The 14,905-nt window shown below is 61.9% G+C and carries 13 protein-coding genes; 11 read left to right on the top strand and 2 right to left on the bottom strand.

The window, feature by feature from the left end; translation table 11 throughout:
* Nucleotides 1-100: 100 nt before the first annotated feature.
* Entirely contained in the window at nucleotides 101-1,561 is a 1,461-nt protein-coding gene (locus tag LQK81_RS21495; protein WP_230808434.1) for an aldehyde dehydrogenase family protein, read from the bottom strand.
* A gap of 91 nt (nucleotides 1,562-1,652) precedes the next feature.
* Nucleotides 1,653-2,336, bottom strand: a complete 684-nt coding sequence (locus tag LQK81_RS21490; protein ID WP_230808433.1) for a GntR family transcriptional regulator — start codon at nucleotides 2,334-2,336, stop codon at nucleotides 1,653-1,655.
* A 173-nt stretch (nucleotides 2,337-2,509) separates the two neighbouring features.
* Here LQK81_RS21490 and LQK81_RS21485 point away from each other — a divergent pair, with 173 nt between their 5' ends.
* From LQK81_RS21485 to LQK81_RS21435, 11 genes are all read left to right on the top strand, one after another.
* On the top strand, nucleotides 2,510-3,490 hold the full coding sequence (locus tag LQK81_RS21485; RefSeq protein WP_230808432.1) for a TRAP transporter substrate-binding protein: 981 nt from the start codon (nucleotides 2,510-2,512) through the stop codon (nucleotides 3,488-3,490).
* Between the two features lie 76 nt (nucleotides 3,491-3,566).
* Nucleotides 3,567-4,058: a TRAP transporter small permease gene (locus tag LQK81_RS21480; protein ID WP_230808431.1), complete on the top strand. Its 492-nt coding sequence runs from the start codon at nucleotides 3,567-3,569 to the stop codon at nucleotides 4,056-4,058.
* Entirely contained in the window at nucleotides 4,055-5,341 is a 1,287-nt protein-coding gene (locus LQK81_RS21475) for a TRAP transporter large permease (RefSeq protein ID WP_230808430.1), read from the top strand. The genes LQK81_RS21480 and LQK81_RS21475 overlap by 4 nt, the downstream gene beginning before the upstream one ends.
* A gap of 73 nt (nucleotides 5,342-5,414) precedes the next feature.
* Entirely contained in the window at nucleotides 5,415-6,440 is a 1,026-nt protein-coding gene (locus LQK81_RS21470) for an Ldh family oxidoreductase (protein ID WP_230808429.1), read from the top strand.
* Nucleotides 6,440-7,657, top strand: a complete 1,218-nt coding sequence (locus LQK81_RS21465) for an iron-containing alcohol dehydrogenase (RefSeq protein ID WP_230808428.1) — start codon at nucleotides 6,440-6,442, stop codon at nucleotides 7,655-7,657. The genes LQK81_RS21470 and LQK81_RS21465 overlap by 1 nt, the downstream gene beginning before the upstream one ends.
* The gene (locus LQK81_RS21460) at nucleotides 7,654-9,123 is read left to right on the top strand and encodes an NAD-dependent succinate-semialdehyde dehydrogenase (RefSeq protein ID WP_230808427.1); all 1,470 of its coding nucleotides are present in this window, start codon (nucleotides 7,654-7,656) and stop codon (nucleotides 9,121-9,123) included. The genes LQK81_RS21465 and LQK81_RS21460 overlap by 4 nt, the downstream gene beginning before the upstream one ends.
* Nucleotides 9,124-9,183: 60 nt before the next feature.
* Nucleotides 9,184-10,269, top strand: coding sequence for an isocitrate/isopropylmalate dehydrogenase family protein (locus LQK81_RS21455; protein WP_230808426.1), 1,086 nt, complete (start codon nucleotides 9,184-9,186; stop codon nucleotides 10,267-10,269).
* A 13-nt stretch (nucleotides 10,270-10,282) separates the two neighbouring features.
* Nucleotides 10,283-11,167, top strand: coding sequence for an NAD(P)-dependent oxidoreductase (locus LQK81_RS21450; protein WP_230808425.1), 885 nt, complete (start codon nucleotides 10,283-10,285; stop codon nucleotides 11,165-11,167).
* Between the two features lie 645 nt (nucleotides 11,168-11,812).
* Nucleotides 11,813-12,805 carry a Bug family tripartite tricarboxylate transporter substrate binding protein gene (locus LQK81_RS21445; protein ID WP_230808424.1) on the top strand — a complete coding sequence of 331 codons (993 nt, stop codon included), beginning with the start codon at nucleotides 11,813-11,815 and terminating at the stop codon, nucleotides 12,803-12,805.
* Nucleotides 12,802-13,305 (top strand): tripartite tricarboxylate transporter TctB family protein, encoded by a 504-nt coding sequence (locus LQK81_RS21440; RefSeq protein WP_230808423.1) that lies wholly within the window; start codon nucleotides 12,802-12,804, stop codon nucleotides 13,303-13,305. Before LQK81_RS21445 ends, LQK81_RS21440 begins: the two co-directional genes overlap by 4 nt.
* A gap of 13 nt (nucleotides 13,306-13,318) precedes the next feature.
* Nucleotides 13,319-14,824 carry a tripartite tricarboxylate transporter permease gene (locus LQK81_RS21435; RefSeq protein WP_230808422.1) on the top strand — a complete coding sequence of 502 codons (1,506 nt, stop codon included), beginning with the start codon at nucleotides 13,319-13,321 and terminating at the stop codon, nucleotides 14,822-14,824.
* The last annotated feature ends 81 nt before the right edge of the window (nucleotides 14,825-14,905 follow it).

Here is a 14,905-nt window from a genome sequence, read left to right as displayed (position 1 = left end):
AGCGTGTTTTCAACCATGGCAAATCTTCGTTTGCCATGGTCAGTCATGCGGTCGGTTCATAGGGACCCTGTGGGTCTCGAACTGCCGCCCCCCGGGCGGCTCAGCCGTGTGAAGCGGTAACGGTCTTCACGCGGGTAAAGCCGTAAAGTGCCTCAAAGCCTTTCTCGCGGCCGTGGCCGGATTTGCCGACGCCGCCGAAAGGCAGCTCGATGCCGCCGCCTGCGCCATAGTTGTTGATGAAGACCTGACCAACTTCGAGTTTGCGCGCCATGCGCATCTGACGTCCACCGTCTTTTGTCCACACGCCGGCGACGAGACCGTACTCCGTGCCGTTGGCGATCTTCAGTGCCTCGTCCTCATCCTCGAACGGGATGAGCACCTGGACCGGACCGAAAATTTCCTCCTGGGCCAGCTTGTGGTCGGGTGAGACGTCTGCAAAGAGGACCGGCGGCACGTAATTGCCAGCATCGGAAGCATCGTCGCGGATGACACCTTCAGCTGCGACCGTCAATTCCTTGCGTCCGATATCGATGAAGGAACTGACGAGTTGCTTCTGCTTGCGTGAGACGAGCGGACCGAGCGCATGGCTGCCGACGGCGGGACCGGCTTCGAGCCCACGATAGATTTCCGCCATGCGTCGCTTCACTTCTTCGTAGACGCCGCGCTGGACGAGGACGCGCGACGCGGCCGAGCAGGTCTGGCCGGCATTCTGCATGCAGGCGCCGACGAGCGTCGGCATCGCCTTGTCGAGATCGCAGTCGTCGAAGACGATATGAGGCGACTTGCCTCCGAGTTCGAGCGTCACCGGAACGACGTTGCGCGCAGCGGCAGCCTGGATACGCATGCCGGTGCCGACGGAGCCGGTGAACGAGATATGGTGGATGCCGGGATGCTCGGAAAGTACTGCACCTGCTTCCGTCCCCAGGCCGGTGACCACATTGACGGCTCCGGCCGGCACTCCGGCCTCGCGCGCGATCTCGGCGAAGGCAAGCGAGGAAAGCGAGGCATCCTCCGCCGGCTTCAGCACGCAGGCATTGCCGGCAGCGAGGGCCGCGCCAACGCCGCGCCCGAGGATCTGCATCGGATAGTTCCAGGGGATGATGATACCGGCAACGCCATGCGGCTCGCGCAGCGTATAGACGGTGAAGCCGTTCTGATAGGGAATGGTCGTGCCGAAAAGCTTGTCCGCCGCGCCGGCATAGAACTCGAGATAGCGGGCAAGTGCGCGGGAATCATTCTTCGACTGATGCAGCGGCTTTCCGACATCGAGCGCCTCGATCATCGCGAGATCGTCCGCGCGCTCCAGAACGATGGCAGACATCTTCATGAGGATGCGGCCACGCTCGGTGGCGGTCATCCGACCCCACTCCCCGTCCATCGCCTTTTGTGCGGCCCTGACGGCGGCGTCAACGTCCGCGGACGAACCGCGCGCTATCGCGCCTATGACCTCGCCGGTCGACGGATTCTCCACGTCGATCGTCTGGCCTCCGGCCGCATTGCGCCACTCGCCGTCGATGAAAATGCGGCGCGGATCGAACCAAAGAACGTCTTTCAAACTCATGGTCTTGCTTCTCCCTTGGAGCATTGCTCCACTCACCCTGCCCGGCCCCGCCGGGCAACTTTGTCGCTGCCCGATCTATAGCGAGCGTGCTTCAGTCGATAATCTGGTAGAAGGGCTCCATACGCGCCCGCGACGATGTGATATGCGCAGCCATCGCCGCGCGTGCCGCCTCTACGTCACCCATCTCCATGGCGGTAAGGATGGCGAGATGTTCCTTGACGGCCTCTTCCGCAACCGCCGAGTGATAGCGAAGGCGGAAAAGGTGCATGTGCGCGTAGAGCCGTTCCAGCGTCTCAGCGATCACCTCGTTGGCGCATGAATGCGCGATCAGTGCGTGAAATTGGCCGTCCAGCAACGCAAATCGCCCGTAGTTTGCCCGCGTATCGCCTTCCACCAGTTGCTTCATCTCCTCGCAAAGGGCGCGAAGCTGCAGACATGTTTCCGTCGTCTGTTGGATTGTGGCCAGGGCGGCGGCTTCGGGTTCGACGAGCAGGCGCATCGCGTAGACGTCGCGAAAGCGCGCACTCGAGGGCATCGGGGCCGCGCTGTATCCGGAATTGAATTTCTTGACGACAAGCCCCTCCGACTCCAGCCGGATAAGCGCCGCGCGCACCGGTGTCTGGGAGACGCCAAATTCGCGGGCCAGCGCGTCGACAGACATGCGCTCTCCCGGGGGGATACGCAGGGCGATCAGATCGGAAACGAGCGCCTCGTAGACGTCGTCGCCGATGGAATGGCGCTGCGCCAGCTGCGCGCGCGTCGTCTCGGAGTCCATTCTCGGAGATGGATTATCCTGCCTCGTCATCATCGTCCTGTCCAATTCGGCTTGCGTTGCGCCAGCGCATCGTATATGCGATCAAATATCGTATCGGATATACGATGTAAAGGTCTCGCGGGAGGCGGGACCTCTTGAAGTCAGGCATCGTCAAACATCAGGAGGAGGATGGAATGACGTATCTTTCGAAAATCGCGCATGGCGTTCTGGTCAGTGGCTTCGTGATGCTCGCAGGGGTAGCGCACGCCAAGGAACTGAACATTGCAATCACACCGCCGGAAGAATCGCACTACGGTGCCGGCGCCAAGGCGTTCAAGGCCAAGATCGAGGAGCTCTCCAAGGGTGACGTAACCGTCAACATCAAGGCCAATGGCGTCCTTGGCGGGGAGCGTGAAGTGCTTGAGGGCATGCAGATCGGGTCGATCGAAATGGCGGTCACGTCCACTGGCGCGGTGGGCGGTTTCGTGCCGGACACCTACGTGCTCGACCTGCCCTTCCTGTTCAAGTCCTACGATTCCGCCCGCACTATCCTCGATGGTCCGATTGGTCAGGGCCTGCTCGACAAGTTTGAGCCGCAGGGTCTCGTGGCGCTTGGCTGGGCGGAAAACGGCTTCCGCCACATCACCAATTCCAAGCATCCGATCAAGGGTCCGGACGACATCAAGGGGATGAAGATCCGTACGATGGAGAACGACATCCATATCGCTGCGTTCAACGCAGCCGGTGCGGCCCCCACGCCGATGAGCTGGAATGAAGTCATCACCGCCCTGCAGCAGGGCACGATCGACGGGCAGGAAAATCCGATGTCGATCTTCATCGCAAACAAGATCTGGGACGTGCAGAAATATGTGACGCTCAGCGGCCACGTTTATTCGCCGGCTCTTGTCCTGATGTCCAAGGTCACCTGGGACGGCCTCAGCGACGACGAGAAGGCTTGGGTCCGCGAGGCGGCGAAAGCAGCCATCCAGGCCAACCGGGACTACGTGTCGAAGAACGAGGAAATCGGCATCAAGACCCTGCGGGAACATGGCATCGACGTGACCGAGGACTTCGATCGCGACGGGTTCGTGCAGGCGGTTCAGCCGGCTTACGAGGCATTCTCGGAAAAATACGGCAGCGAAGTGCTCGACCAGATCCGCGACGCGCAGAAATAGGCCGCGCGCAATCGCAGCATGCGGCACGCTCGTGCCGCATGCTCATTCCGGGGAATTTGGTTTTGGAGGAAACTCGATGCGCTCATGGGCTGCATCTGCGAGCGAGAAGCTGATTTCGCTCACTCATAACATCGCCGCCATTCTACTCGCGCTGGCGACTGCCCTCATTTTCATACAGGTCATTACCCGTTTCGGCATGGGGCGGGCCGCCGTGTGGACGGAAGTGGTGGCACGCGGCGTGGTCATCTGGATGGTGTTCATGGTTGCAGGCGCTGGCTTTCGCTACGGCGCCATGATCCCGCTCGAGTTCATTCGCGGTGTGGTTCCACCATCGGTGAAGCGGCTAGTCATGGGTGTCGTGACGCTGCTTGTCCTGCTCTTCCTCGGCGTGCTCGCCTGGTACGGAACGATGATGGCAATGCGCGTGTCCGGGCAAAAGGTCGCCATGCTGCAAATTTCGATGTCCTGGTTCTATGCGGCGATCCCCGTCGGCGCGCTCCTGGCCGTGCCGGGCGTCCTCCTGGCGCACTTAGCTCCGCGCGAGCTCGATAGGGGGGCGTCGGAATGAATATCGCGCTCGTATCAGCACTCATTTTCCTCTTCGCCCTGTCCGTGCCGGTGGCGGTCGCCATCGCGCTCTCGGCGATCTTCGGGATCACGTTCTTCAGCAACCTGCCGCTGCTCGTGGTACCGCAGAAGATGTTCAATGCGCTCGACAGCTTTCCGCTGCTGGCCATTCCGTTCTTCATCCTTGCCGGCAACATCATGACGCGCGGCGGCGTTTCCCGCCGTCTCGTGGATTTCGCCAAGGGGCTCGTGGGCGGTGTCCAGGGCGGACTGGCGAGTTCCTGCGTCATCACCTGCATGATCTTCGCGGCTATCTCCGGGTCCTCCGTCGCCACCACCTTTGCGGTCGGCGCGATCCTGATCCCCGCCATGGTCAAGCATGGCTATCCGACCCCCGTTGCCGCAACCATCCAGGCCGCGTCCGCCGAGCTTGGGGTGGTCATCCCGCCCTCAATCCCGATGATTCTCTATGCCGTCGCGACAGAGACGTCGGTCACGCAGCTTTTCATTGCCGGCATCGGGCCGGGCCTGGTGATCGGCGTAGCCCTTCTCGTGATGGTCCAGATCTGGTGCCGCCTGAAAGGTTACGGCAAGGAAGATGGCGCCAATCGCGAGCCTTTCCTCAAGGTGACCCTGAATGCGTTCTGGGCGCTGATGCTTCCCGTCATCATTATCGGCGGCATCTACGGCGGCATCTTCACCCCGACGGAAGCGGCGGCTGTCTCTGCCGTCTATGCCCTCGTCGTTGGTCTGTTCGTCTACCGCGAACTGAAGTTCTCCGATCTGCCGGACATCTTCCGCATTTCGGCCGTCTCGACGGGCGCTGTCATGCTCATCATCGCGGCGGCAGGACTGTTCTCATTCCTCGTCAGCCTTTCCGACATCCCAAGTCTGATCGGTTCCTGGGCGCGCGGCAGTTTCGATAGCTGGATAACCTTCCTGCTGTTCGTCAACGTGCTGCTCTTCGTGGTCGGCATGTTCGTGGAAACCTCGGCGGCGATTCTGGTGCTTGCGCCGATCCTTGCCCCTGTCGCCGTGGCCTATGGCGTCGATCCGGTGCATTTCGGCATCATCATGATCGTCAACCTCGCGATGGGCATGATCACGCCGCCACTGGGGGTCAACCTGTTTGCCGCTGCGACCGTAGCGCGAACGCCGGTGCAGAGCATGTTCCGACCGCTGGTTTTCCCGGTGACCAGCGTCATTCTTTCCCTGGCTCTGATCACCTACATTCCAGCCATCACCCTGTGGTTGCGCGACATGTCGGTTGCGGCCGGCGGCTAGACGCCCTGGCCTGCGCCCATTCCATCCGAACGGGCGCAGGAAGAGAAGGCCTAACACGATATCGAGGACGAAAATGCCAAGCGTCGAGGAAATCAGGTCCGCCTCCCTTGCAGCACTTATGCGGGCAGGCGTTTCGCGCGAAGATGCCGAAACGCAGCTTTCGCTCCTGATGGAAGCGGAATTGAGGGGAATAGCGTCCCACGGCATGCTTCGTCTGCCACGCGTGATCGACCGCATCGCCAATGGCGTCACCAGCCCGGTTGCCAAGGGGCGCGGCGAATGGCGCGGCGAGGCTCTCCTGGACGTGGATGGCGAACAGGGGCTTGGTCCCGTCGTGGCCTCGCGCGCGCTCGACCTGATTTGCGAACGCGCGCGCAGGACCGGCATCGCGGCTGCGGCAATCCGCAATTGCGACCATCTCGGCATGCTCGCGTGGTATGCGGAACAGGTGGCAGGAAAGGGCCAGGTTCTCATCGCTTTCACAGTCAGCGAGGCACTTGTGCACCCCTGGGGAGGGCGCCAGGCGTTGCTTGGCACCAATCCGATCGCCATCGGCGTGCCAGCCGAACCGGCTCCGTTCGTCTTCGACATGGCCACGAGCCTCGTCTCCATGGGCAAAATTCATGACCACGCCAATCGTGGAGCCGCGATCCCTGAAGGGTGGGCGCTCGACGCTGATGGCAACGCAACGACGGACGCCACGGCTGCCAAGAGCGGCGCGATCGCGCCTTTCGGCGGTGCCAAGGGCTATGCTCTCGGCCTCGCCTTCGAACTGCTCGTCACCAGCCTGGCGGCTTCCGCCATTGGGCGCGACGTCAGGGGAACACTCGATGCGACCCATCCCTGCAACAAGGGAGACCTGTTCATCGTCCTGGAACCCGCGCATGGCGCAAGCCATGTCGTAGCAGGCTTCATGGACGAGATACGCCAATCCTCCCCGATCGATCCTGACGCGCCGGTGCGCATTCCAGGCGACCGCGCCCAGAGCACGCGCGCCCGGCGGATCGATCAGGATATCGCGCTGCCGGGCGAGGTCTGGCAGCGAATCCTGACACTTGCGGGCCAAACCCGCCCATACGTTGTACAAGGAGACTTCTGATGCGGCTTGACTACGGTGTGACACGCGCGCCGGCACGTCTGTTCTTCGGCCCGGGACAGCGCCGCGCCATTGGCCGGGCGGCTGCCGACCTTGGCAGGAAAGTGCTGGTCTGCACGGATGCACGCTTGGCGGCTTTGCCTGTGATGGTTGAGATCCTCGATGACCTGAGGACACACGGACTGGAAGTTGCCGTTTTCGATGCGACCGAAGCCGAACTGCCGCTTGCCGGCATTCACGCCTGTGTCGAGGCGTACCGCGATTTCGATCCGGACGTGATCATCGGCCTGGGGGGCGGCAGTTGCCTCGATCTGGCAAAGCTCGTCAGCCTGTCGCTGACCTATCCCGGTCCTCTGTCGCAATACTATGGAGAATTCAAGGTCCCGGGACCCGTGCGCCCGCTGATAGCGGTCCCGACGACATCCGGAACCGGTTCGGAGGCAACCCCAGTCGCGGTTCTCGCCGATCCGGAGCGTACGATGAAGGTCGGCATCTCCAGCCCCGCGCTCATTCCGCATACGGCGATCTGCGACCCGGAACTGACCGTCACCTGCCCGCGTGGCCTGACGGCGATCTCCGGCGCCGATGCGCTGGCGCATGCGATCGAGGCGTTTGCGGCGGTTGAACGTCCAGCCGATCCGCAGCTCGCCATGACGCGGGTCTTCGTCGGCAAGAATACGCTCAGCGATCACTATGCGCTCGCCGCAATCCGGCTTGTGTTCGACTATCTCGAGCGCGCCGTCGAGCAAGGTGACGACATCGAAGCCCGGTCCGCGATCATGCTGGCCGCCACCTATGCCGGCCTTGCCTTCGGCTCCGGCGGAACGGCGGCAGCCCACGCGATCCAGTATCCGCTCGGTGCCCTGACCCACACGGCCCATGGCCTCGGCGTCGGCATCCTGTTGCCGTTCACGATGGAATTCAATCTGAAGGCGGCAGGGGCCAACTACGCCGAAATCGGCCGCGCGATCGGTGCTGCAAGCGAAACACAATCCGACCAGGAAGCCGCCGCCGCTGCAATTGACAGCGTTCGCACGCTGTTCGCGCGCATAGGAATTCCGGACTCCGTCGGCGAGATCGGCGTCGCCGAAACCGACCTCGATTCCCTTTCCGAACTGTCGATGGGCGCGGCACGCCTCGTCGAAAACAATCCCGCTCGGCTCGACGCCGCGGCAATGAAAACCATTCTGACCCGCGCCCTGCAGGGGGCGAGAGGATGACGAGTGAAAGCGAGAGCATCATGAACAAGACGATCAGCATTCCGACAGACCTTTTCATCGGCGGAACCTGGAAGAAGGGCAGCCGCGACAACCGCATCGCCGTTATCAATCCGTCCGATGGACGGATCATCGATCGCGTAGCGGACGCAAGCGCCGAGGATGCGATCGCGGCTGTGGATGCTGCGGCGAGCGCCGCATCGGCCTGGGCGGCGACGCCGGCGCGCAAGCGGTCGGAAATATTGCGCAGGTGCTTCGAACTCATGACCCGCGATGCCGAGGTGCTGGCCCGCCTGATCTCCCTGGAGAACGGCAAGGCGTTGAAGGACGCGCGCGGCGAAGTGGCCTATGCGGCGGAATTTTTCCGCTGGTTCGCCGAAGAGGCGGTGCGCATCAATGGCGATCTTTCCGCCGCCCCCTCCGGTGCCAACCGTATCCTCGTGCAGTATCAGCCGATCGGCGTCTCGCTGCTCATCACCCCGTGGAATTTCCCGGCGGCGATGGCGACGCGCAAGATCGCCCCTGCGCTCGCGGCAGGCTGCACCTGCGTCCTGAAACCGGCGACGGAAACGCCGCTGACCGCCTATGCGGTGGCAAGGATCCTCGCCGAGGCCGGAGTGCCTGACGGTGTCGTCAATGTGCTGACCTCATCGACCACGTCCGAGGTGGTCAATGCGATGCTTGCGGACCCCCGGGTCCGCAAACTCTCCTTTACCGGCTCTACCGAGGTGGGCCGCATCCTGCTGCGCAAGGCGGCGGATCAGGTCATCCATTGCTCCATGGAGCTGGGCGGGAACGCGCCCTTCGTCGTCTTCGATGATGCGGACATGGACAAGGCGATCGAAGGCGCGATGGTCGCCAAGATGCGCAACGGCGGCGAAGCCTGCACCGCGGCCAACCGGATTTACGTGCAGCGTGGCGTGGCAGAGGAGTTCGCGCGTCGCCTTGCCGAGCGCATGCGGGCAATGAAGGTCGGTGCAGGCATCGAGGCCGACACGGATTGCGGGCCTCTGGTGAACGCCTCTGCGGTGAACAAGGTGGCGGAGCTCGTCGAGGACGCGGTTTCGCGCGGTGCCAGGATACTGTGCGGCGGCAAGCGCGGAGATGGCGAAGGCTACTACTATGCACCAACGGTGCTGACAGGCGTCCCTGCAGATGCGGCGATGGCGCACGAGGAAATCTTCGGGCCGGTCGCTCCAATCTACGTTTTCGACACGGAAGAAGAGGCGGTCGAGCGCGCCAATGACACCGAATACGGCCTTGTCGCCTATGTCTACACCAGGGATCTGGCACGCGGACTGCGTGTCAGCGAGAGGATCGAGGCCGGCATGCTGGCGCTGAACCGTGGGCTCGTGTCCGACCCGGCAGCTCCCTTCGGTGGCGTCAAGCAAAGCGGTCTCGGGCGCGAGGGTGCCCACCACGGCATGCTGGAATTCATGGAGGCCAAGTACATAGCGACCGATTGGTAACACTGAGCCCCGCCGGCGGTTCGCGCTGGCATTTGCAAGTTGATTGGAGGACTGGCCACTATGGCAAACTACCGTATCGCGACGATCGAGGGTGACGGCATCGGCCCCGAGGTCGCACAGGCAACGATATCCGTCCTGAAGGCGGCATGCGGCGAAAACAAGCTGGATTTCCAGATGTTCGACGGCGGCGCGGGGCACTATGTGAAGACCGGGCACGTCCTGCCGGACGATACGTTCGCCGCCTGCCGAGACCTCGACGCCATTCTTCACGGAGCGGCAGGCCTTCCGGGGGTCGTCTATCCGGACGGCACCGAAGTCGGTAACGATCTGCATCTTCGACTTCGCTTCCGGCTCGACCTCTACGCCAACGTCCGGCCCGTGAAGCTTCTACCGGGCGTGCTGTCACCGCTGCGCGCCTTCGAGAACGGCGGCATCGACTACGTGATCATCCGCGAGAATACCGAGGGGCTCTATGCAAGCCGCGGCGCCGGCGTACTGCTGCGCGACGAGTTTGCCTCCGACAGCCTCGTCGTCACGCGCAAGGGTACGGAGCGCGTCGCGAAATTCGCTTTCGAATTGTCCCGCAAGCGTAACGGCGCACCACGTGACGGTAAGCGCCGGGTGACAGTCTGCGACAAGGCCAACATCCTCCGCTCCTATGCGTTTTTCCGCGCCGTCTGCGACGATGTGCACGCTGCCTACCCGGATATCGAAATCGACTATGCCTATGCGGATGCCATAACGGTCCACATGGTCAAGCGTCCGGACTTCTATGACGTGATCGTGGCTGAGAACATGTTCGGCGACATCATCTCCGACCTCGGTGCGGCGACGGTGGGCGGCATGGGCATCTCCCCTTCCGGGGAAATCGGTGACGGCCACGCGCTCTTCCAGGGGGCGCACGGTTCGGCGCCGGATATCGCGGGCCAGAACCTGGCGAGCCCTGTCGCCACCATTCTGTCTGGCGTGATGATGCTGCGCTGGCTTGCCGAAAGGCATGGTGACGACACGCTCTCGGATGCGGCAAACAGGATTGAAACGGCCGTCGGCACCGTGCTTTCCAAGGGACTTGCCGTGCCGCGGGATCTTGGCGGCAAGGCAAGCTGCACCGAGGTGACCGATGCCATCTGCCGCGCGATGAAATGAAGGAACAATAGCCATGACCAAGCACAAAGTCGGAATGGTTGGCGTTGGCCTGATGGGCCACGGCATTGCCATCAATGTCGCCAAGAAGGGATGGCCTTTCGGTTATCTCCGGCATCCGGGAAATCAGCCGACTGACGATCTCGATGCGCTGGGCTCGAAGGCCTATGCCGATCGCCGGCAGATCGCGGCGGAAAGCGATGTCATCATCCTGTGCGTCAGCGGAACGCCGCAGGTGGAAGATGTACTGCTTGGCGAGAACGGAATGCTCAAGGCCATCCGCCCGGGAACGATCATCATCGACTGCTCGACCGCCATCCCCAGTTCGACCGAGGCGATTGCCGCGGCAGTCGTCGCCGTGGGCGGACATTTTCTCGACGCGCCCATGACGCGGACCCCTCTGGAGGCCGCGCAAGGACGGCTCAATCTGCTGATCGGTGGAGACCGGGACATCTATGAGAAGATGGTGCCGTTGCTCGAGGCTTTTTCCGAGAACCGCTTCTATGCCGGCAAGGCTGGTTCCGGGCACAAACTCAAGCTCCTGCACAATTTCGTTTCGCTCGGCTTCGTGACGCTCCTGGCCGAAGCGGCGGCCTGTGCGGCAGATGGCGGAATTGCGCCGGACGTGTTCGTCGACGTTCTTCAAAAGGGCGGCGGTTGGGGCGCCGCACTTGAACGCGTCGGACCGTTCGTTCTTTCGGAAGACAATTCGAAGATGAAATTCGCCGTGTCCAACGCCCGCAAGGACCTCAGCTACTATGTCGCCATGTCGAAGGACATCAAGGCGCAGAACAATACCGCCACCGGTGTGCTGAGCGCGCTGGACAGCCTCGTCGAGAACGGCTTCGGTGATGCATACCTGCCCGAGGCGGTCGCGAAGTTCCAGGCGCTCGGTACCTGAAAGGGGGTGGAATGGACAATTGTGTCCTTCCTCCCTGGCCTGGCTCTGTGGCGAAAACCTCATCGCTGCATGATTGAGGGCAGATAATCTCCAGCGAGATTTTCGATCACCGATTTCAAATGGCGGCATTTCCACGGCGAGGTGATCTTGTAGGCGGCTCGCTGGTATTGCCGCTATGGATCCGCGCACCGACGCCGTCCCGCTCATATTCGGTGGGACAATGGGGTTCATCGCCAGGGCGCTGCTGAGGGGGATCGCAGTGGCGGGTGGCAATACCGCCGTAATCCTAAGTGGCGATCAACAGACCGAATTCGTGTGATCGGCGGCTAGCAAGAAAATGCATTCCAAAAAGTTATGCGAATATTGATTCAAAGCAATTTTACATATGCCTCCTAGGGCGGCAAGTTCACTCTGCTTGCTCGATGGAGGACGAGGCTTGTGAATGACCTTGGTGATTTTCGATTTTCTCTACAGGCTGGCGGCGCGGCCGGTAACCTTCGATCACCGTTAAAGACAGGGTCGGCGCCCTAACCGCAATCATCCCGCCACCCCCGGCCACATTCGCATTGGGGGCTCAACAGACAGTTGCGCCTGCCTTGAGGAAAGGCAGCGCGCAACTATAGTTTTTCAAAAGGGAGGAAAACCATGAAATTCACATCCGTCTTCACAGGCGCAGCGCTGGTGTTGGCTATGATCGGTGGACCCGCCTTGGCGGAATATCCCGAACGGACGATCGAGAGTGTCCTGCCCTCAGGGGCCGGCCCGGCGATGTCCGTAAGCCAGATCATCGCCGACGCGATGGGCAAGGAACTGGGCGTGCCGCTAACGGTGCTCGCCACGCCCGGCGCGGGAGGCATAAAGGCCTTCCAGACTGCGCTCAGCAAGCCGGCCGATGGCTATACGATCATCGATGGCTACGTCGCGCCGCTGGTCCTGCAACCGATTCTCGGCAAGGCTGACTGGAGCTACGGCGATTTCATCCCGCTGCACGCGGCCGCCTCGAATGCTTTCGCAATCGGCTGGCGAACGGACGAGACGCGCTGGTCGAGTTTCGAGGAGATGATGGCCTGGGGCAAGGCAAACCCCGGCAAGCTGCGCTACTCGTCTGGCCAGCGCAACAACCTGCCTCACCTTGTGATGGCCAAGGCTCTGCAATCCTACGACGTTGTCGCGCAAAACGTCCCCTATGATTCTCCGCCTGCGGCAAACAACGATGTCAAAAGTGGCATCCTCGATTTCACCTTCGTCAATGTCGGCAGCTACAAGCAGGATCCCGATGCACTGAAAATCGGGCTTGTGTTGTCCGAGCAACCTGCTGCCAAAGAGGCTTTTGGCGGTGCGCCCTCGATTGCGGATATCGACGCGGATCTCGGGATCAGCGGACTGGCACCGATGGGTTGGGACTGGTGGCTCGTGAAGAAGGACACGCCGCCCGAGCGCGTGGAGACGTTGCGCGCCGCAATGGGAAAGGTGATGGTCGATCCCGACGTTCGGGCCAAGATCACACGTCTGGGCTTCGTGCCACTGGACTGGGATCACAGCGATTACGACAAGATCGTCTCGGGCGTGCATGACCAGCTTTCAACGATGGCCGATGCCATCAAATGGGAAGAAGAAGCCCTCAAGGCGGCGAAATGACGAGCTGGTTCGTACTTGGTCGGCGCTTTTCGGAATGGTGTGCGATCGCGCTGATGCTCGTGCTGGTGGCTTTGGTCTACCAGCAGGTCCGTGACGTGCTCGAGCCGTCAGGCATGGCGGAAGGGGGGCCGTATGACAATGCGGCCGCCTATCCGCGCGGAGTGGCAATGCTGCTGCTGGGCCTCGTTTGCTTGCAGATCGTCCTCCAGATCGTGGTGCGCGGGCGTAGTGGTGGGGACACTCTAACATGGCACCAATTGGTCCGCCCTGCTGCGGTCATCGTGACCTTCGGGCTCTATCTCGGGCTGCTCGGCATCCTTGGGTTCCACCTTGCCTCAGCGCCAATGCTGTTTGCGATCATGGTCACCTGCGGGTCGCGCCAGTGGTGGAAGATGGCGGTGATCAGCCTCGGAATTTCCTTAGGATTTGCGTGGTTCTTCGAAAGCCAGCTCGACGTCGTTCTTCCCGGCGGCATCTTCAATCTCAATATTCCTTGGTGAGCTGATGTTTAATATGCTTCTCGATGGTCTGGGGCTCGTGACGAGCTTTTCGACCGTCACGCTGGTCGGTGCAGGGTTGATTGTGGGGCTAATTGTCGGAGCCTTGCCGGGGCTGGGACCGCTGATGGGGATCATTCTGCTGCTCCCCTATGCCATCACGTTTCCACCGGTGCAGGCGATGGGTTTCCTGATCGCTATCTATGTCGGTGGCTCGTGTGGTGGTGCAATCTCCGCCATCTTGCTGAGGATACCGGGGACGCCGCTCGCCGCGGCAACGCTTTTCGACGGCTACCCGATGGCTCAGAAAGGACGCGCAGCTGATGCTATCGGCATCGCGATTGCGGCCTCGGCGCTTGGAGGTGTGTTCGGGGGCCTGATCCTGATCCTGTTCTCGCCCTCGCTTGCAGCGTTCGCAGCCGGGTTTGGGCCACCCGAATACGCTATGCTTGCGATTACCGGGCTGACCTCGATCGCTGCCGTCTCAGGTCATTCCATGCTCAAGGGCCTGATCGCGGGAACGGCGGGCTTGCTGCTGGCCACGGCTGGCACCGACGAATTCACTGCCGCGGAACGTTTCACGTTTGGTCTCTTCGAGCTGTCCAACGGTTTCAGTATCGTGGCCATTGTGGTCGGTCTCTTCGCGATCTCGGAGATGAGCCACCTGCTGACCGGCGATGACCTGCTCGATCGCCCCAAACTTTCAACCGCCCGGCCGGGCTTCGGTACCGTCCTGTTGGTGCTGAGGCGTTGGCCCAACCTCATCCGCTCCTCCACGATCGGGGCCTGCGTTGGCGCTTTGCCAGGGGCGGGTGGCGTGATTTCGTCCTTCACCGCTTACGCGGTGGCCAAGACATTCTCCAAGAGTGACGAGCGTTACGGTGAAGGCGCAGAAGGGGGTATCGTCGCGGCCGAGAGCGCCAACAACGCCACGGCTGGTGGCGCGCTGGTGCCGACCCTCGCGCTCGGGATTCCCGGCGACGCGGCCACCGCCGTGCTGATCGGCGCACTGTTGATCCTCGGCGTCTTTCCCGGACCCACACTTTTTGAACAGCATTCCGATATCGTGGGCGGGGTCTTCCTTGTCTACATGCTCGCGAATATTGCGCTGTTCGTCATCGGCATTCTCGTGACGCCGCTGTTCGTTCACGTGCTTCGCTTGCGTAAGGTCGTTCTTATTCCGACTGTGCTGTTGATGTGCGCCATAGGGACTTACGCCGTGAGCAGCTCGATTTTTGATCTTTGGGTGATGTTCGCCTTTGGTCTGGTCGGGCTGGTCTTGCGGGCCGGGGGCTATCCTTTGGCGCCGCTGGTGATTGGTGTGATCCTCGGGCCGCTTCTGGAAAACAATGTCCGGCGAACGCTGCTATTGTCGCATGACGGGCTCAGCATCTTTATCGAGCGCCCGGTTTCCGCGACCTTGCTGTTTATCAACATTGCGCTCTTGCTCTGCGTGGTCTTCTTCACAATGCGCCGTCTGATCGCGGGCCGCCATTCGGATCTGTCGCAGGAAGATACGTGATCCATGGCTACCCGCTATCCCGATCTCGCAGAGGCGAGCGCATTCGTTGGCGAAGCGGATGGTCCAAGTTCCGGGTTCCCA

The organism is Rhizobium sp. GN54, assembly GCF_021026345.1.
Lineage (GTDB): Bacteria > Pseudomonadota > Alphaproteobacteria > Rhizobiales > Rhizobiaceae > Mycoplana.
Note: the sequence above shows the minus strand (reverse complement) of the source record. Positions and strands in the feature narration are given on the sequence as shown.

Bases quoted from the DNA above. Each gene is read 5' to 3' on its own strand.
- LQK81_RS21460 (WP_230808427.1), top strand. From the start codon at position 7,654: ATGACGAGTGAAAGCGAGAGCATCATGAACAAGACGATCAGCATTCCG.
- LQK81_RS21490 (WP_230808433.1), bottom strand. From the start codon at position 2,336: ATGGACTCCGAGACGACGCGCGCGCAGCTGGCGCAGCGCCATTCCATC.
- LQK81_RS21440 (WP_230808423.1), top strand. From the start codon at position 12,802: ATGACGAGCTGGTTCGTACTTGGTCGGCGCTTTTCGGAATGGTGTGCG.
- LQK81_RS21480 (WP_230808431.1), top strand. From the start codon at position 3,567: ATGCGCTCATGGGCTGCATCTGCGAGCGAGAAGCTGATTTCGCTCACT.
- LQK81_RS21485 (WP_230808432.1), top strand. From the start codon at position 2,510: ATGACGTATCTTTCGAAAATCGCGCATGGCGTTCTGGTCAGTGGCTTC.
- LQK81_RS21475 (WP_230808430.1), top strand. From the start codon at position 4,055: ATGAATATCGCGCTCGTATCAGCACTCATTTTCCTCTTCGCCCTGTCC.
- LQK81_RS21435 (WP_230808422.1), top strand. From the start codon at position 13,319: ATGCTTCTCGATGGTCTGGGGCTCGTGACGAGCTTTTCGACCGTCACG.
- LQK81_RS21470 (WP_230808429.1), top strand. From the start codon at position 5,415: ATGCCAAGCGTCGAGGAAATCAGGTCCGCCTCCCTTGCAGCACTTATG.
- LQK81_RS21455 (WP_230808426.1), top strand. From the start codon at position 9,184: ATGGCAAACTACCGTATCGCGACGATCGAGGGTGACGGCATCGGCCCC.
- LQK81_RS21445 (WP_230808424.1), top strand. From the start codon at position 11,813: ATGAAATTCACATCCGTCTTCACAGGCGCAGCGCTGGTGTTGGCTATG.
- LQK81_RS21465 (WP_230808428.1), top strand. From the start codon at position 6,440: ATGCGGCTTGACTACGGTGTGACACGCGCGCCGGCACGTCTGTTCTTC.
- LQK81_RS21450 (WP_230808425.1), top strand. From the start codon at position 10,283: ATGACCAAGCACAAAGTCGGAATGGTTGGCGTTGGCCTGATGGGCCAC.
- LQK81_RS21495 (WP_230808434.1), bottom strand. From the start codon at position 1,561: ATGAGTTTGAAAGACGTTCTTTGGTTCGATCCGCGCCGCATTTTCATC.